At 48.4% G+C, this 17,514-nt stretch carries 15 protein-coding genes; 3 read left to right on the forward strand and 12 right to left on the reverse strand.

Annotated elements, in window-relative coordinates:
* The 8 genes from XMD579_RS09540 to XMD579_RS09575 are packed head-to-tail and all read right to left on the reverse strand — an operon-like array spanning window position 1 to window position 9,094.
* Window positions 1-3,318 carry a response regulator gene (locus tag XMD579_RS09540; RefSeq protein ID WP_173506298.1) on the reverse strand — a complete coding sequence of 1,106 codons (3,318 nt, stop codon included), beginning with the start codon at window positions 3,316-3,318 and terminating at the stop codon, window positions 1-3.
* 42 nt (window positions 3,319-3,360) lie between these two features.
* Window positions 3,361-3,996 carry a leucine efflux protein LeuE gene (leuE, locus tag XMD579_RS09545; RefSeq protein ID WP_173481260.1) on the reverse strand — a complete coding sequence of 212 codons (636 nt, stop codon included), beginning with the start codon at window positions 3,994-3,996 and terminating at the stop codon, window positions 3,361-3,363.
* Window positions 3,997-3,999: 3 nt separating this feature from the next.
* Window positions 4,000-4,773, reverse strand: a complete 774-nt coding sequence (locus XMD579_RS09550; RefSeq protein ID WP_173481261.1) for an NRDE family protein — start codon at window positions 4,771-4,773, stop codon at window positions 4,000-4,002.
* A 16-nt stretch (window positions 4,774-4,789) separates the two neighbouring features.
* Window positions 4,790-6,157 carry a ribonuclease J gene (locus XMD579_RS09555; protein ID WP_173506299.1) on the reverse strand — a complete coding sequence of 456 codons (1,368 nt, stop codon included), beginning with the start codon at window positions 6,155-6,157 and terminating at the stop codon, window positions 4,790-4,792.
* Window positions 6,158-6,159: 2 nt separating this feature from the next.
* Window positions 6,160-7,377, reverse strand: a complete 1,218-nt coding sequence (locus tag XMD579_RS09560) for a multidrug effflux MFS transporter (protein ID WP_173484344.1) — start codon at window positions 7,375-7,377, stop codon at window positions 6,160-6,162.
* A gap of 34 nt (window positions 7,378-7,411) precedes the next feature.
* On the reverse strand, window positions 7,412-8,089 hold the full coding sequence (locus XMD579_RS09565) for a glutathione S-transferase (RefSeq protein WP_173481264.1): 678 nt from the start codon (window positions 8,087-8,089) through the stop codon (window positions 7,412-7,414).
* Window positions 8,077-8,547, reverse strand: a complete 471-nt coding sequence (msrA, locus tag XMD579_RS09570; RefSeq protein ID WP_173481265.1) for a peptide-methionine (S)-S-oxide reductase MsrA — start codon at window positions 8,545-8,547, stop codon at window positions 8,077-8,079. Before msrA ends, XMD579_RS09565 begins: the two co-directional genes overlap by 13 nt.
* A gap of 34 nt (window positions 8,548-8,581) precedes the next feature.
* A complete protein-coding gene (locus XMD579_RS09575) occupies window positions 8,582-9,094 on the reverse strand; it encodes a DNA-deoxyinosine glycosylase (protein WP_173483060.1) in 513 nt (170 codons plus the stop codon).
* 71 nt (window positions 9,095-9,165) lie between these two features.
* Here XMD579_RS09575 and XMD579_RS09580 point away from each other — a divergent pair, with 71 nt between their 5' ends.
* Genes XMD579_RS09580 through XMD579_RS09590 form a run of 3 tightly spaced genes read left to right on the forward strand, consistent with a single transcriptional unit; the run spans window position 9,166 to window position 11,409 of the window.
* Window positions 9,166-9,975, forward strand: coding sequence for a symmetrical bis(5'-nucleosyl)-tetraphosphatase (locus XMD579_RS09580; protein WP_173481267.1), 810 nt, complete (start codon window positions 9,166-9,168; stop codon window positions 9,973-9,975).
* 19 nt (window positions 9,976-9,994) lie between these two features.
* Complete coding sequence (gene glpE / locus XMD579_RS09585) at window positions 9,995-10,315, forward strand: thiosulfate sulfurtransferase GlpE (RefSeq protein WP_173481268.1); 321 nt, start codon at window positions 9,995-9,997, stop codon at window positions 10,313-10,315.
* A 2-nt stretch (window positions 10,316-10,317) separates the two neighbouring features.
* Entirely contained in the window at window positions 10,318-11,409 is a 1,092-nt protein-coding gene (locus XMD579_RS09590; protein ID WP_173481269.1) for a hypothetical protein, read from the forward strand.
* A gap of 91 nt (window positions 11,410-11,500) precedes the next feature.
* Here the strand turns inward: XMD579_RS09590 and secA are convergent, their stop codons facing one another.
* From secA to XMD579_RS09610, 4 genes are all read right to left on the reverse strand, one after another.
* Window positions 11,501-14,245 carry a preprotein translocase subunit SecA gene (secA, locus tag XMD579_RS09595; RefSeq protein ID WP_173481270.1) on the reverse strand — a complete coding sequence of 915 codons (2,745 nt, stop codon included), beginning with the start codon at window positions 14,243-14,245 and terminating at the stop codon, window positions 11,501-11,503.
* Between the two features lie 150 nt (window positions 14,246-14,395).
* Window positions 14,396-15,310 carry a UDP-3-O-acyl-N-acetylglucosamine deacetylase gene (lpxC, locus tag XMD579_RS09600; RefSeq protein WP_173481271.1) on the reverse strand — a complete coding sequence of 305 codons (915 nt, stop codon included), beginning with the start codon at window positions 15,308-15,310 and terminating at the stop codon, window positions 14,396-14,398.
* Between the two features lie 100 nt (window positions 15,311-15,410).
* The gene (ftsZ, locus tag XMD579_RS09605; protein ID WP_173483061.1) at window positions 15,411-16,562 is read right to left on the reverse strand and encodes a cell division protein FtsZ; all 1,152 of its coding nucleotides are present in this window, start codon (window positions 16,560-16,562) and stop codon (window positions 15,411-15,413) included.
* A gap of 93 nt (window positions 16,563-16,655) precedes the next feature.
* Window positions 16,656-17,513 carry a cell division protein FtsQ/DivIB gene (locus XMD579_RS09610; RefSeq protein ID WP_371731526.1) on the reverse strand — a complete coding sequence of 286 codons (858 nt, stop codon included), beginning with the start codon at window positions 17,511-17,513 and terminating at the stop codon, window positions 16,656-16,658.
* Window position 17,514 lies beyond the last annotated feature (1 nt).

A 17,514-nucleotide genomic window follows, 5' to 3' on the forward strand; every position in this document is an offset into this window, starting at 1 on the left:
TTATGGTTCCAAACTTGTCAAAGCTTCGCGCTTTGTCTCTGCCCAAACAGCCACCAGTGTGGCGACCTGTTCAGCCGATAATTTTTTTCCATTACGAAGAAGGGCTTCAAGAAGCAGTAGATTTTCGGTGAGCTGTGGCATTCCCAAAATACTGCTAGCGCCCTTCATTTTATGGATAAACTCAACATTTAGCTCATCGGACTCTTGCTGCAACGACTCAAGAGTTTGGGCGTATTTTTCAATGAATTGTGCAACATACTTTTTAGCCGTTTCATCACTGCTCCAATAATCTCTAGCCAGTGCTATATCAAAGTAGCTTTGAGGCCTATCTATATCGCATTGATTGGTGTTAGTTGAGATCGCATTTTCCTTCAGTGCTTCAGGCGCAATCAGTTCTGCAATTGCGACAACGGCTTTCTCAATATCGACCGGTTTAGTGATGTAGTTATTCATGCCGGACTCTAAAGCCTTTTCAATATCCTCAGCATAGGCGCCTGCCGACATACCAATTATGGGTAAATTTTCAAACCGCCGCAGGGCACGAATCCTTTGAGTCGCTTCAAGACCGTCTATGACTGGCATTTGCACATCCATCAATACCAAATCTATCGGTAACTCTGCCGCCCTTAAGAGTTTGATCGCCTCACTACCATCCTTGGCAAGAATCACTGAGGCCCCTTCCGCTTCAAGAAACTCGCGAGCTGAATCACGATTGAAAAGATTATCATCGACCACTAACAGTGTTCGGTTTAAAAGTCGCTGACTTGGAATATGTTCTGTCTCAGGCTGGGCATCAGAATTGATGATGCGTTTTAACGTAGAACTGGTAACAGGTTCTATCAAACAGTCATAGGGGCTGTTCTCATACTCTTCAATATGACTGACAGGACTGGTAACTGTAACCAGTTTTCCAGACCAATTAACGCCCTTGCTCAGTAACTCACTCTGGATCTCCGCTTCCAGACCCTTCAGGTTATTGCCGGACATCTCTTCATCGACAATGACAGAGTCAAAGGAGCGATCCGCCTTTATGGCTGAAACGAGTTGATAGATCAGATAACTCTGAGTCTGCCCTACTTCATGATCTAGACCCATCGCTTTAGCAACGGCCACAAGAGAGTTACGTGTAAAGGGGTTTTTACAGGCAATCAGAACTCTAGCCTCTGTTGTAGGATCAGGGTCAATAACCTTCACAGGCAGAGTCAATTCGAAGGAGACGGTAGTGCCTCGGAACTGCTGGGACTCAAAAATTAACTCACTTCCCATTAATGAGAGAAGTTGCTGGGTAATGCTGAGCCCTAGACCAGTCCCACCATATTTACGCGTTATCGAACCATCGCCCTGCTCAAAAGGCCTCAGAATTTTAGCTAAAACCTCATCACTCATACCGATGCCAGTATCACGAATGGCAAAGCGAAGACGGGGTACAGTGTCTGCATTGATCACATCAACCCTCAACTCGACATAGCCCCTCGAAGTGAACTTGATCGCGTTACTGATCAGATTGATCAAAATCTGCTCCAGGCGTTGCTGGTCGCCTGATATTTTGAGGTTACCCTGATAGCTCGGTGTAATCGCCAGGTGAACCTTCTTACTTTTAACTGAGCTGGACATGAGTAGAGCAACGGTTTCAAGCAGTTCATCCAGATAGAATTCGGTAGTCACCAGCTTGAGCTTACCGCTCTCTATCTTAGAAAAATCCAGAATATCGTCGATCAGCTTTTGTAATGACTGCCCCGCTCTTAGGATTTTTTTCGCTTTTTCGAGTACGGGTTTATTGGCGTTTTCAGCACGCGCTAAGGTTTGAGCCAAGGTCAGCACCGCATTCATAGGTGTTCTAATCTCATGACTCATATTGGCCAAAAACTCACTTTTAACCAGTGAGAGTCTTTCAGCCTCTTCAGCTTTATCCGTTAATGCTTGACGGAGTGCCTGCTCTTCCGAAACATCGCGCATTAAACGGATGGTATGAGCCTCGACTCCATCTTTAGCCGGCTGATAGATCAAGCAGATTTCACCCATTTTAGCCTCAGAACCTGGTGCTGGGCGCAGCTGTTTTTGAAATCGGATTACGGCACCTTGGCGTTTAGCTTCAAGGTGAAATTGGCGGGCAAACTCTGGAGTGATATCCATCAAATCAGGTATCGTTTTACCGATAACCTCTTTAGCAGAATGATATCCCCACCACTGAGCGGTCTTATCGTCAGCATCGATCACCTTCAGGCTCTCAACACCTATGACGGCAAACATATTACCCATCTTAGTTAAGGCATTGAGATAATCTTTTGAGAGTTTTTCAGAGGTTTGAACTTTTGCCGCCTGTTCCGCGTAAGCTTGATTCAAACGCTCTAGTTCAGAACGCTCTTGCTCTAACTGTTTGTTAATCTGCGCTATTTTTGAGCTCTGTTTCGATAGAAGTAGATAGCGGTAAAGCAGCAGAAATATGACGCCCATTGTGGCGAAAAAGAGATAGAGCAGCTTTTGTAAGCTCTCTTTAGTGAAAGGGCTCAATTCACTGTTTGGCACCATGCCCCACAGCTCTTGTAGCGCCCTGATTTCATCAGGGCTGAAGCTATCGTAGGCTTTATCAAAAAGGGTTTTCAGCATTCTATCTTGCGGGTTAAACGCAAAATGCATATTTAACTGCAGTCCCGATTCAGACTCTAGCAGTCTAACTTGCAGATCCTCATTAAAGAGGTGGGTATGCTTGATCAGATAGTTGGCAATCGAATAGTTCTCTACAAAGAGATCAACCTTACCGTTCAACAGAGCGGCCATCATCTCATCAAATGATAAGTACTCTTTATAGCGAACCTGAGGATAATGCTTCTTAAAATAGCTCTCAAAAATTGAGTCTTTCTGAATACCAACAATCTGACCATCCAGATCGGAAAAGCGCGTGTACCCTTTTAAACTGACTAGCCCAGTCAACAGTTCTAGTGTCTGCTTTTCACTGAAAAGATAGCGCTGTTGGCGCTCTTCAGTCAGCACCATATTACCGACAACATCTAACTGGCCATCGGCCAATTTTTCCATATGCTGCGACCACTCAAACCCATTAACAAAGCGCAGTTCAAGACCTAGCTTTTGGCTAATTTGTCGAGTTAAGTCAATTAGATAGCCTTTCGGCTGACCCGCATCAACATAGTTAAAGGGGCGCCAATTGCTATAGGTGGGCATTCTTATGGTCTGTTTATTCTCGAGATAGTCACGCTCTTGTTGACTCAGTTGAGAGAGTAATTCGGCATCAGAAGCAGCGATCCGGGGAGCCTGTAGTGTTAACGCTAACAATAGAGCTATTTTCAATATAAGCTTCATACCTGGACCAAAGGATCGGGTTATTAATACAAAAACTGAACACTAGTTAGTTGATAGTGCTAGTTTAAGACCATACCCCATAAACAGTGATCCCGCTAACCCTTTCGCAAAGCCTGAAAGTTTCCCCCCCTCTGCTAGAAGAGACTTGAAATAGATCGTCATAAGAATCAACACCGCAAGATAGATCTGTGAACAGAGTTGAACAACCAGACCCAAAATGGCGAAAGAGAGCCAGGGGTTGTCGTAGCTTGGATCGACAAATTGAATGAAGAACGAGACAAAAAAGAGTATTGCCTTGGGGTTAAGAAGGCTGATCGTCAGCGCTACTCTAAACGGGTGTTTAGAGTCCTTGGGCAAATCGATGTCCGAATCACTGTTTTGAGGTTTAGTGAAAAGCGATCTTAGCAGACCAAAACCGAGCCACATCAGATAGAGTCCACCGGCATATTTAAGCAGCGTAAAGAGAATTGGGGTGGTTTGAATCAGGCTCGCCACACCGGCGACTGACAGTGTCATCAACGTCAGATCCCCTACAAAAATACCCGCCGCGCCTTGAAACCCTGCGAGAGCGCCACGGCGCCCTGCTACCGTAGCGACGTACATAGAGTTGGGACCGGGCAGCAAAATAATAATGATTGTCCCAATAAGATAGGTGTAGAAATCCACTATTCCAAACATCTGTTACTCCCCGACAAACCAACTAAACGGCTGTTCTGACACGACAGCACCGGTTTTATCTAACTGCTGATCAACAACATCATACTGACCACCAGATAGTCGGAACAAGCAGCGAGATCGAGTGCCGTAGGTTTCACTGATAATCAACTGAGAAGAGAGTAAGCGCTCCCAATCGGCAGGGATACCGGTATCTGGAAGTTCAGCGTCATTCGCTAGGTTAGGGTCCATTAATAGACCAGATCCGTTCAGTTGAGTCTCTAGCAACACACCCTGTTCGGAGATCTGTTGGCGTGCCAGTGTCACTTTAGGCCATGGAGTATCAAGTGCATCATTACTCAGAGCATGTACTCCGGGTTCTATTGGCTGAAGGTCAGGACTGTTTGAACTCATCCAAAACAACGCCCCAGGCTCACCAACAATCAAATTAAAGCCGGCATATTGATCTCTATTCTCTTTTAACGCTTGAGCAATCTTCTGGATTGATTCGTTTGAGTTTAAGAACAGCAGTGGAATCTCACCCCGACTGCGAGCGCCCTCTACGCCAATATAACCAGGGCGAATGTTCGTCAAAAATGCGAATCGACCAGAGCGATTGAACCCCAACCAAGTTCCTTTGGCTTTTAAATCTTGGCCGGCCAACACCTCTGAAGAGTCACTTCGATGAACAGGCCACCAGTGCATAGGCAGAGCTGGCCTGTCATGGAACTCATCTCGATTGGCTACCAAGAGTAACGGGGTAGTGTGGTTAGGACGCCAGTTGAAAGCTAACAGACACATTGCAAAAATCAGACCGCTATTGAACGAGAGCAAGACGGCCGGCGGGCACCTTGGCATAGTGAATACGATGACCTGGCGCCAACTCGTAGAGATCGCCATTCTCACCGATCAGTTGAACCGGTACGGAGTACTTACGAGCAATCTCGGCATTCGCTTTGATGTGCTCAGGCTCACCATGCAATGGCACCGCAATAATCGGTTGTACCCAAGAGTACATATCGGCTAATTCAGCCTGACAAGGGTGGCCAGATGCATGAATCGGCGTCGAGCTGGTGGCCGATTCAACCACTTTAACTTTGCGCGCTTTAAAACGATCCAACATCCGCTCTACCAACCGCTCATTTCCGGGAATAAGGAACGAACTCATCAACACCAGATCGCCCTCCTCCATTGAAAAATGAGGATAGGAGTCTAGCGCTAAGCGATTCAGTGCTGCACGCTCTTCTCCCTGGCTACCGGTCGCAATCGCGAACACTTCTTCGGCTGGAAGATAACCCAAATGAGACTCATCAATGGGTTCTAGCTCATCAGGCCAGTAACCGGTCATTTTGGCGATGGAGTAGATGTTTTTTAGAGAACGACCAATCAGAGCAAAGCGTCGACCTAAAGCATCTGCTACACGGGCAACTGTGACAAGGCGGGCCAAATTGGAGCTAAAGCAACTGACCACAATTCGACCTTGAACCGACTCCAGCTGTTTCAAAATGCCGCGATAACAGATCGACTCTGATTTCGACATTCCCGGTTTCAGCGCATTGGTCGAATCACAAAGCAGTGCACGAATATTCAGTTTAGAGAGCCCTTTATAGAGTGACTCATCGAACGGCTCACCAATGACTGGGTCATAATCGATTTTCCAGTCGGCGGTGTGCAGTACCGTACCAACAGCCGTTTCAATAAGCAGAGACTGTGCTTCTGGAATCGAGTGCGTAATAGGTAGAAATTCAAGGGTGAAGTTACCGAGAGTAAATCGCTCCCGTTGGTTGATCACTTGAATAGGTACTCGGCCATCTAAGCCATGCTGTGCCAGTTTTCTTCTTAGCACCTCTGCCGCGAAAGGCGAAGCGTATACGGGTGCTTTCAAGCGTGGCCAGAGGAACGGCAGAGCTCCCAAGTGATCCTCATGGGCATGGGTTATGACAATTCCCTTAAGGTTCTCTTTTTGACGCGAGATGAACTTGGGGTCGGCTGACACTACAGCTGCAGTGCGGTGCGATTCAGGATCAACCACCTCGTCAAAGGTGACACCACAGTCGATCATGATCCAGTCACCGGCGTGACCGAGAAGATTCATGTTCATACCGATCTCGCCTGAACCCCCTAAGGGCAAAAACCAGAGATCTTCCTGGCCGGGTGAGAGCAGAGCTGATGTTTGATCACTCATGATCAGTGTGGCACCTCAACACGTTGCACTCTGGGTTTTGAAAAGAGAATCACTAACATTAAGCCTGATAGGGTTGTAACCGCGAATCCGATCAGTAGAGGCAGAACAGTGCCATCAAACTGCATGCCGATCAGCGAGCCAACCAAGACACCCAGCAACATGGTAAAGGCCCCAATAGTGCCTGAAGCGACACCTGCGATTTTACCGAAGGGCGCCATTGCCAACGCGTTGAGGTTGCCGAACAACAAGCCAAAAAAGAAGGTCGTAACAATCATCATCAGGATAAACACCTGTAGAGGAACCGTCAGCTGCCAAGCACCAATGACGATCGCCTCTAGCAATGAAATTAGACCCGATAACGCCATGACAAAGATGACCAACTTTCTGAGCTCAAAGCGGTAGACCAGCTTTGAGTTCATGAAAGAGGATATCCCAACCCCAAGCGCCATCATTGCAAAGTAGACCGGAAAGAGTGCGCCAGTATCGTAGATGCCTTGAAGTATCCCCTGTACGGAGACCAAAAAGCCAATCAATGATCCATGTACCAAGCCGCCGGCAAAGGTGTAGATAAACCCTTCGCGGGTCGTCACAACCTGACGCATCGCCTTCATCACTGGTTTAAAGGAGAGAGTCGATTGATGCTCTGGATTAAGCGTCTCCTCTTGGCGTAGAGAAAACCAGATCCAGGCCGCCGTTGTCAGCACCAACAGCATGCCAAACACTGCTCGCCAATCGGCGACAAGCAATACCAGTTGGCCCAGCATAGGGACCACAACGGGACTGAATATAAAGATGGTCATGATCAGTGACATCACACGCGCCATGTCGCGCCCAACGTATTTATCACGCACAATCGCCATGGTAACAACACGCGGACCCGCTGCACCTAACCCCTGTAACACTCGTCCCACCAACATGACCTCAAAGGTCTCTGCAAACAGAGAGATCAGGGTGCCGATCAGCATCAGTGTAAAGCCAAGATAGACCGCAGGCTTTCGACCCCAGGCATCGGCAAGGGGGCCATAGAAAAACTGCCCTACAGCCAGACCCAACATAACGCTAGTAATAACAAACTGATAACGGTTGTTGTCGAGGGCGTTAAGATCAGATCCAATTTCATGCAGGGCAGGCAACATCGCATCGACATAGAGCGCCATTAGACATTGCAAAGCGGCCATCAAGAGCAAAAACTCTGGCTTCACGGGAGATTTGGTGTTCATACCATTCCAAATGACGCGCGTGGCATCAATCGAGTTAAAGAGGTGTACCTACCTCTTCGTCTTCAATCACCTCAGTCTCTTCTGAGGCTAGTTGATACCACTCCATCAACTCTGGGGTCTGCAGCAGCCAATCTCGGTATTGTGAGGCAGGCTCTGTCAGTTCGATCTGATAGGTATGAAAACGAGAAGCAATCGGTGCAAAGAATGCATCTAGTATACCTAAGTCGACTCCCTTCTCGCGAGCATTAATGAACCAAGGATCACTCCAGATCTGATCAATACGCTCAATCTCTGATCGCACCGTCTCAGACACACTGATCGATCGCTGTGCACGGCAGTTCATCGGTAGCGCATGCCTTAGATTGGCAAAACCAGAGTGGACCTCAGAGACTATGGATCTCGTTTTAGCACGATCTTGCAGGGATTCTGGCCAACCTAATCCTGCTAGATGCGCTTCACTGAGGTATTCACAGATTGCTAGGGAATCCCAAACCTGAAGCTCAGAATCGATCAGCACCGGCACACGCCCTGCATCACTGTATTGGGAGAGTTTTTCATGGAAGTCCGACTCAAACAGGGCTAAACGTTCCAGATCAAAATAGAGGCCTGATCGCTTCATAAAAAACCAAGCACGCAGTGACCAGCTTGAGTAGTTGTGGTTACCAATAATCAACTTAAGAGCGGATTGGTTGGATGTGGCTAAATTCCACATGCAGAGGCGCCTCGTTTTTTAAGATATTGTTGATGGTACTCTTCTGCAGGCCAGAAGGTTTGAGCCGGCACAATCTCAGTCACGATAGGGTTCGCAAACACGCCACTGGTTCCAAGAACCGCTTTTGACTGCTCCGCTAAGATGCGTTGCGTATCATCTTGATAAAAGATCGCTGAACGATATTGCGTGCCAACATCAGGTCCCTGTCGATTCAGCGTGGTGGGATCATGCCATTGCCAAAAAGAGTCTAAAAGGGCTTCATACGCGATAAGGTGTTCATCAAATTCGATCTGCACCACCTCGGCATGACCCGTCTGGCCAGTACAGACATCCTGGTAGCTCGGCTGATCGAGAGCACCGCCCATGTAACCCACTTGAGTGCCGGTCACACCCGTCAAATCGGAAAATCGCAGTTCAACACCCCAAAAACAACCTGCAGCAAATGTAGCTAATGCCATACAAACACCTCCAATAATATCGAATGGATGTACGTTACTCTTTCAGAGTGTCGATCAGCACAGAGTGCCACGCAACTCTTTTTTCATCTAAGGTCATCGATGCATGCGCCGGACTGGTCGACGGCAGCTGAAAAAAGTCTATCCCCTTTGCTTTAGCAAACTGATCAAACCCAGCTCGTTTGAATAGCCTCATCGCTGCCCCGCCATTTAAAACAATGCACTTCAACTTGGGCAAGCTCTCGATGAGTTGATCAATTGGATTGTAGTGAACAGTCGATGACTTGATATCTGAATCCAGTGATCCCGGCCGTTCGGCTTCAGCAACGACGTCCCAAAACCCAATCCCACCTTCCAAGGCTGCGGCCAACTTCTGTTCGTAACTCATTGAATTTGGCATCTGCAGCCAGTCACACAGAATAGGCCAAAGCGCATTTCTAGGGTGGGCATAGTACTGCTGCTCAGCGATCGATTTTTTACCAGGCAGTGAGCCTAGGATTAGCAGTTTAGTGCTCGTATTGCAGACTGCGCTAAACGAGTGATCAATCATCCTTTTGGGTCCACTGAAGAATTCCTATATGCTATGGCCTTTCAGCCTAACTAAGCGGTTTTAACAACGCAATGTCGACCTATGCCATCGGAGATATTCAAGGGTGCTATCGAACACTGATCGCCCTACTTGATTCACTCCAATTCAGTGAAGATGACCAGCTATGGATTGCTGGCGATCTGGTTAATCGAGGTCCTGACTCCTTAGAGGTTTTGCGATTTATAAAATCACTTGGACCTCGCGCGCGCATTGTTCTTGGCAATCATGACCTGCACCTGTTAGCACTTGCCTCAGGTGTCGATCGAAAGGTAGGAAAAACATTAAAACCGATCATGCAGGCGCAAGATCGCAATGAGTTACTGAGTTGGCTTATACAACAACCACTGATTCAACGCTGCGACGCCTTAGGCTATGTGATGACCCATGCAGGCATTCCCCACATCTGGTCCTTAGAACAAGCTGAGCAACTGGCGAAAGAGGTGACTGATTGCTTAAACAGCACCCTGTCCGTCCACTATTTCGAACAGATGTATGGCAATAAACCCGCCAAATGGAAAGATGAGATCATTGGCTTCGATCGATTGCGAACGATCACTAACTACTTCACCCGCATGCGCTATATTAAACCCTCTGGTAAATTGGACTTTGACGCAAACGGTGGATTAGACGAACAGCCTGAGGGTTTCCTCCCCTGGTTTGAACTACCGACACAGGTCAGTTCTCACAAACAGATTACCGGTCACTGGGCGGCATTAGGGCTGCGAGTGGCACCCAATCATTACGCTCTCGACACCGGATGTGTTTGGGGCGGAGAGTTAACGGCTTTGAGACTAGAGGATGGATCGATCTTCTCGATCTCAAGCCAAGAGTTAAATCGTTAAGAATGACTAAGGATACTAAATGAATCAATTTAAACACGTCGTTGCAAAAGATGCCCTAGAACTCATTGAGAAAGGCGCCGTTGTAGCCGACATTCGTGATGGACAGAGCTTTGCCAACAATCACATCAAAGGCGCTGTTAATCTAACCAATGACAACCTACAAGAGTTCATCGATAGCCACGAATTCGATTCGCCGATTCTTGTCTGCTGTTACCACGGTATGAGCAGCCAATCTGCAGCCGCTTTCCTTTGTGAGCGTGGCTTTGAAGAGGTCTACAGCATTGATGGCGGTTTTGAACGCTGGGTATTGGCCTTCCCTGAGCACTGCGAAAAAGGTTAACCATGCAGATCTATCTGGTGGGTGGTGCTGTGCGTGACGAACTACTCGGTCTTGAGGTTAAAGACCGAGATTGGGTCGTCGTCGGTGCCACACCAGAAGCGATGCTTGAAGCGGGTTATAGGCCGGTTGGCAGTGACTTTCCCGTCTTCCTCCATCCTGAAACGCACGAAGAGTATGCCTTAGCCAGAACCGAACGCAAAAGTGGCCGCGGCTACAAAGGGTTCACCTTCCATACTGATCCAAGCGTCACCCTGGATGAGGATCTACTCAGGAGAGACCTGACGATTAATGCGATGGCCAAGAGTGATACTGGCGTCATTACCGACCCATTCAACGGCCAAAAAGATCTAAATGCTCGCCTACTCAGGCACGTCTCTGACGCCTTTTTAGAGGATCCCCTCCGCGTACTTCGTGTGGCCCGTTTCCATGCGCGTTTTGCCCACCTTGGTTTCAAAGTCGCACCTGAGACCCTAGCATTAATGCAGGGTATGAGCGCCTCGGGTGAGCTGGACCATCTGACCACAGAGCGGGTTTGGCAGGAGTTTGAGCGAGCGCTAAATACTAAGACACCCAGTCAGTTCTTAACTACCTTAGCAAAGAGTCATGCCAACTACCTGCTGGCACCACTGGACAGGATTGCGTTGCAGGATTTGCATAGCGTCGATAGTCCACTACTTGAAGCGGCTGAGGAGCGATTTGCTCTGTTGTGCCACCTTGCGAATCTGAGCACCGAGGAGGTTGACGCCTTAGCGCTCAAACTCAAAGTCCCCAACCGTTTCAAATCGCTAGCTATTGCCTTCTCTAGACACTCAGCGACTCTGTCGAATTTCCCAACAGCTGATGCCGAACAAAAACTTCAGTTAATCAACGATCTTAAATTGATCAAGCAACCCACCGCCGCTGAGCCTCTGATCCATATTCACGACGCACTGCAGCAGGATAACCGATTCAACTCTGCTGACTTAGCGACAGCCGTTGAGTCAGTCGCAGCTGTTCAGCCAAAACAGGTGATGGCTGATGGATTCTCGGGTGCCGAGCTAGGATCTGAGTTGCGTCGCAGACAGATTGAGAGATTGTCGACTCTCTCTGCTTAACCCTTCAAAATAACGGCTAGAAAATAACCGATCGAAAGTAACGCGCACAAAAAAGGCCGCTCAATGAGCAGCCTTTAATGATCGATTTTGCTTAAGAGATCTTACCGTGACAGGCTTTGTATTTCTTGCCTGATCCACAAGGACAAGGTTCGTTACGCCCTACTTTACGATCATCACGTTTGAAGGTTGCTGGTTGTTCTTCGCCTTCAATACCGCTATCAGTCTCTTCACCCTGCATTCCCGTCGCAGCATCGTGTTTGAAGTCCATAGCCTGTTTCTCAGCCGCTTCACGACGCTGACGCTCCATCTCTTCAACATCTTCAGGAGCACGCACTTGAACGTGGCTGATGATACGAACAACGTCGGCTTTGATGTTCTCTAGAAGCCCCTGGAACAGTTCAAACGACTCACGTTTGTACTCCTGTTTCGGGTTTTTCTGAGCATAACCACGTAAGTGAATGCCACGACGAAGTAGATCCATCGTCTGCAGGTGCTCTTTCCAAAGCTGGTCCAGCACTTGAAGCATCACTTGCTTCTCGAAATTACGGAAGGATTCGGTTCCGACCAACGCCTCTTTCTGGCGATACACTTCAACGATCTGATCAAGAATGCGTGTGCGCAGTGTCTCTTCGTAGAGGTTATCGTCCTCATCTAGCCACTGCTGAATCGGCATCTCAACGGCAAAGCGTGTTTTGATCTCCTCTTCCAGACCCGGGATATCCCACTGTTCAGAGAGTGACTCAGGTGGAATAAAGGTGCTGATGGTGTCGTTAACCACCTCTTCACGGATCGCATCGATGGTTTCAGAAATATCATCGCTCGACATCAACTCATTGCGCTGATCGTAGATGACGGTACGCTGGTCGTTAGCAACATCATCATACTCAAGAAGCTGCTTACGAATATCGAAGTTTCGGCCTTCCACTTTGCGCTGAGCTTTCTCAATGGCATTGGAGACCATCTTATGCTCAATCGCTTCACCTTTCTCCATACCTAGCGCTTTCATCATGTTACGAACACGATCGGAAGCGAAGATACGCATCAAGTCATCTTCAAGTGACAGGAAGAAACGTGACGAACCTGGGTCACCTTGGCGGCCAGCACGACCACGCAACTGATTATCGATACGACGAGACTCGTGACGCTCAGTACCGATGATGTGTAGACCACCCGCCTCAAGCACCGCTTCATGACGCTTAGACCAATCCGCTTTAGCGGCTTCGATCTGCTCTTCTGTAGCATTTTCACCTAGTGCTTCAAGTTCAACTTCAAGCTTACCGCCAAGCATGATATCGGTACCACGACCGGCCATATTGGTTGCAATGGTGACTGCACCTGGACGACCCGCTTCAGCGATGACACCCGCTTCTCGGTCGTGTTGCTTGGCGTTCAGTACGTTATGTTTGATGCCTGCTTTATCAAGCATCTGCGAAAGAAGTTCAGAAGAGCTGACTGACGCAGTACCCACTAGAATTGGGCGTTGCTGCTCTTGGCAGTGCTTAACCTCTTTAACGATCGCTTCGAACTTATCCTCGATCGACAAGTAGACCAGATCGTTGTAATCGATACGTTGAATCGGACGGTTAGTCGGAATGACCACTACGTCCAGACCATAAATTTGACGTAGCTCGAACGCTTCCGTATCCGCTGTACCGGTCATACCCGATAGCTTGTTGTAGAGACGGAAGTAGTTCTGGAAGGTGGTCGACGCTAGGGTTTGGCTCTCCATCTGGATCTCAACACCCTCTTTCGCTTCAACAGCTTGGTGAAGACCTTCTGACCAACGACGGCCCGCCATGATACGACCGGTATGCTCATCGACGATGACAACCTGACCACCCTGAACGATGTAGTCACGATCTTTAACAAACAGGTGGTGTGCGCGAAGTGCCGCTAGGACATGGTGCAGCAGGGTTAGGTTCTGCGGAGCATAGAGACTATCGCCTTCCGCAAGAAGACCCGCTTCGATCAACATGCCTTCAACTTTTTCATGACCCGCTTCGGTCAACTCAACGGTACGGTTCTTCTCATCGACGTGGAAATCTTCATTGATCACCTGCGTCTCATCTTTGACATCAATCTCACCTTCAAATTGAGTCAGATGTGGAATCAGTGTGTTGATCGCTTTGTAGGTTTCTGAACTGTCTTCAGCAGGACCTGAGATGATCAACGGGGTACGTGCTTCATCGATCAGAATCGAGTCCACCTCATCGACCACGGCAAAGTTGAAATCACGCTGAACCTTATCGGTCAGATTGAACGCCATGTTGTCGCGCAGGTAGTCAAAACCAAATTCGTTATTGGTACCGTAGGTGATATCACAGGCATAGGCAGCGCGTTTGGTCTCACCATCCTGACCTGACACAACGACACCCACTGATAGACCCAGTGCTTCGTAGAGTGGACGCATCCACTCTGCATCACGACTTGCAAGATAGTCGTTGACGGTTACGACGTGAACACCTTTGGCAGAGATTGCGTTTAGATAGACCGCAAGCGTAGCGACCAGAGTTTTACCTTCACCGGTGCGCATCTCAGCCACTTTGCCATCATGCAGTGTCATACCACCGATCAACTGAACGTCGAAGTGGCGCATACCCATCACGCGTTTTGACGCTTCTCGACAGTTGGCAAAGGCTTCAGGTAGGAGCTTATCTAGAGACTCTCCCTGTTCGAGTCGCTCTCTAAATTGAGCCGTTTTCTCTTTGATCCCCTCGTCACTGAGTGATTCAAACTCGGGTTCTAGTTCGTTAATTTGTTTAACGATGCGGCCCATACGTTTAAGTTCACGATCGTTTTTACTGCCGAAAATTTTAGAGAGGAAAGAGGTAAGCATGATTGGGTCAACTAGTGAGTCATTATTAATTAAGTTTTTTATGGGGGCACTCAGCCTAAAAACAACCTTTTACTGAGTAAACCCTTAGCTATTTTGCAAAAAAATAGGGCCGATCTAAGTCGGCCCTGTTTTATAACATGTTTTGTTCAATCAGACAGCAGCTGCTGGACGCTGATATGAAATGGGGGCTTTGTGATCGTCAGTTTCGAAGGTCACCACTTCCCATGCAGATTCATCTTCTAGAAGCGTACGAAGCAGACGGTTATTCAGGAAGTGACCTGATTTATCGCCGTAGAACTCACCGATCAAGCTCTTACCGAGTAGGTAGAGATCACCGACTGCATCAAGAATCTTGTGCTTAACGAACTCATCTTCGTAACGAAGGCCATCTTCATTGAGGATACGGTAGTCATCAACAACGATTGCGTTATCAAAGCTGCCACCCAACGCCAAGTTTTGAGAACGTAGGTATTCGATATCACGCATAAAACCAAAAGTACGCGCACGTGCCACCTCTTTAACAAAGGAGGTGCTCGAAAAATCGAGGGCAGCATGCTGAGTACGGTTTTCAAATACTGGGTGATCGAACTCAATCTGAAAGCCGACTTTAAATCCATTGAACGGAAGGAATTTAGCAATCTTACCTTCGTGTTCAACCTGAACCTCTTTAAGGATACGGATGAACTGTTTAGGCGCGTTCTGCTCTTCAATACCGGCAGACTGAACCAAGAAAACAAAAGGAGCGGCACTGCCATCCATAATAGGGACTTCTTCAGCACTCAACTCGATGTAGGCATTATCGATACCAAGTCCCGCCAGAGCAGATAGAAGGTGCTCAATCGTCGCGACACGAGCGCCGCCCATAGAGATGTTGGTAGACAGCGTGGTGTCAGAGACATTGTGCGCAACAGCAGGGATTTCAACCACGGGATCAAGATCCACACGACGGAAGATAATACCCGTATTAACAGGGGCTGGGCGCAAGGTCAGGTAGACTTTTTGACCTGAATGCAGGCCGATACCTGTCGCTTTAATGCTGTTTTTGAGTGTGCGCTGTTTAATCATCCGCGGGGGCAACCAATCCAGTTATGACGTATTAACAGCACATCATAAAGGAAAGCCACCCCGCTTCCTAGCGTTTACTCAAAAAATATTCAGGTTCCGTTCAGCGACGAAGATAGGTCGGAACATCTAAGTAATCGAGATCCGCGTAGGGATCTTCAGGCTCCGGCTTATCCAGCAGAGCTTCAAGATTAGTTCGCTTCAGAATCTCCGGAAGCTCGAACGTATTGATGTCCAATTTCGCTTTAGGCTCTCTGTTTTCAACAACCAACACAGGTTCCGGTATAACGCTCTGCTGAGTAGAACTTAACCCTGTTGCTACAACCGTAACCTTAATCTCGTCTCCCAGAGTTTCATCGACTACCGTGCCGACCACGATAGTGGCATCTTCAGCGGCGTACTCTGCAACCAGATCACCCACTTCCGAAAACTCACCCAGGCTTAGATCTTTGCCTGCCGCTACATTGACCAAGACACCCTTAGCCCCTTTAAGATCAACCCCTTCTAAAAGAGGACTTTGAACCGCCTGCTCTGTCGCAATTCGAGCACGCTCATCACCTAATGCTCGGCCAGTGCCCATCATCGACATGCCCATCTCTGTCATCACAGTACGTACATCGGCAAAGTCGACATTGATCATACCAGGACGAGTGATCAGATCAGAGATGCCCTCGACCGCCCCTTTAAGAACATTATTGGCTTCCGCAAAGGCTTTGATCAACGTCACCTTACTACCAAGCGCGCTCATCAACTTCTCGTTGGGAATTATAATCAACGAGTCAACCGCCTCTTTAAGCTCAGAGATACCCTGATCCGCAATGCGCATTCTGCTCTTGCCTTCAAACTTAAACGGCTTAGTCACGACCGCAACCGTCAGCGCACCCAATTCACGTGCAACCTCGGCAACCACTGGCGCTGCCCCGGTACCTGTACCACCGCCCATGCCGGCCGTAATGAACACCATATCGGCACCCGCCAACTGTTCAGCAATCGCAGCTCGACTCTCTTGAGCCGCGGCACGCCCAACCTCTGGATTAGCACCTGCGCCAAGACCATTGGTCGTTTCGCGACCAATGTGCAGCGCCTCACTCAAAGTAATATCACTCAACGCCTGGGCATCAGTATTCACACAGATAAACTGAACCCCATCCATGGCTTGTGTACGCATATGAGCAACCGCGTTACCGCCGCCACCCCCGATGCCGACCACTTTGATCTTTGCGCCTTCTGCAGCCTGATCAATTAACTGAAACATCTTCTCTCCCCCTTTCAACTCTATTCCCCAATAGAGATGAAGCATTTAAATACCCTCGCTCAAATTCTGCTGATTGAGTCGTGAAAACCTGTTTTAGGAACGCTTGGTTCCTGAACCCTTTTTCCATTTAACCGCCACACCATTGGTGTAACGGATATCAACCTCTTCAATTGACTCTTGCTGCTTAACCAGCTGCGTTTCATAGACCTGTATGAAGCGCCTTAGTCTGGGCATCAGGTCATCTCGACCTGCGACCACTTTGATTCCATTATTGAGATGCAGTGTCCAAGCACCTCGAGACTCCAACTCCAGTCCAGCCAAGGTAATACCCGATCGAATAAACAGTGAGTTTAGATCCCTAAACTGCTGCATAATTCGAACCGTCTCGTGGGACGGTCCTGACAACTCGGGCAGGGCTTGATAAGCATCGACCCTCTCTGGCCAGAAGATGTCACCCTGGTGATTCAATAAGCCTCGATTTCCCCAACGTGCAACAGGAACCTCTTCAATCAACTTCACTTGTAAAGCCGGTGGCCAAGCTCGGCGCACCTCAACTTCATTGATCCATGGCTCCTCAACAAGTCGCTCTTGAATGGCGCCAAGGTCGAGCTCCAAAATGCGTCCATTGATACCCGCTGCTACCTGATTCGCGATGACAGTTTTATCGATGTGACGGGTTGCTCCATCGACAACAACGGTCTCTACAGGACGATTCAACCACTGGGTATACTCGCGAACCGCTGTGAATATCAGTGACAGCAAAATCCCGCAGATGGTCAGTACCAACACCGGCTTCCAGATCCAATCCGACTCATTTGCCACCTCGGACTCAACCAAACGATCAGCTCGCTCAAAGAGGATCTCCGCCTCTTGCGCAGCTGACTGTTGAGTCTCAACGATCTCAGCCACTTGAGTGGGGATCGTTTTTTTCCAAGGTAGGCTGAAGGCCACG

Source organism: Marinobacterium sp. xm-d-579 (assembly GCF_013282935.1).
Taxonomy (GTDB): Bacteria; Pseudomonadota; Gammaproteobacteria; order Pseudomonadales; family Balneatricaceae; genus Marinobacterium_E.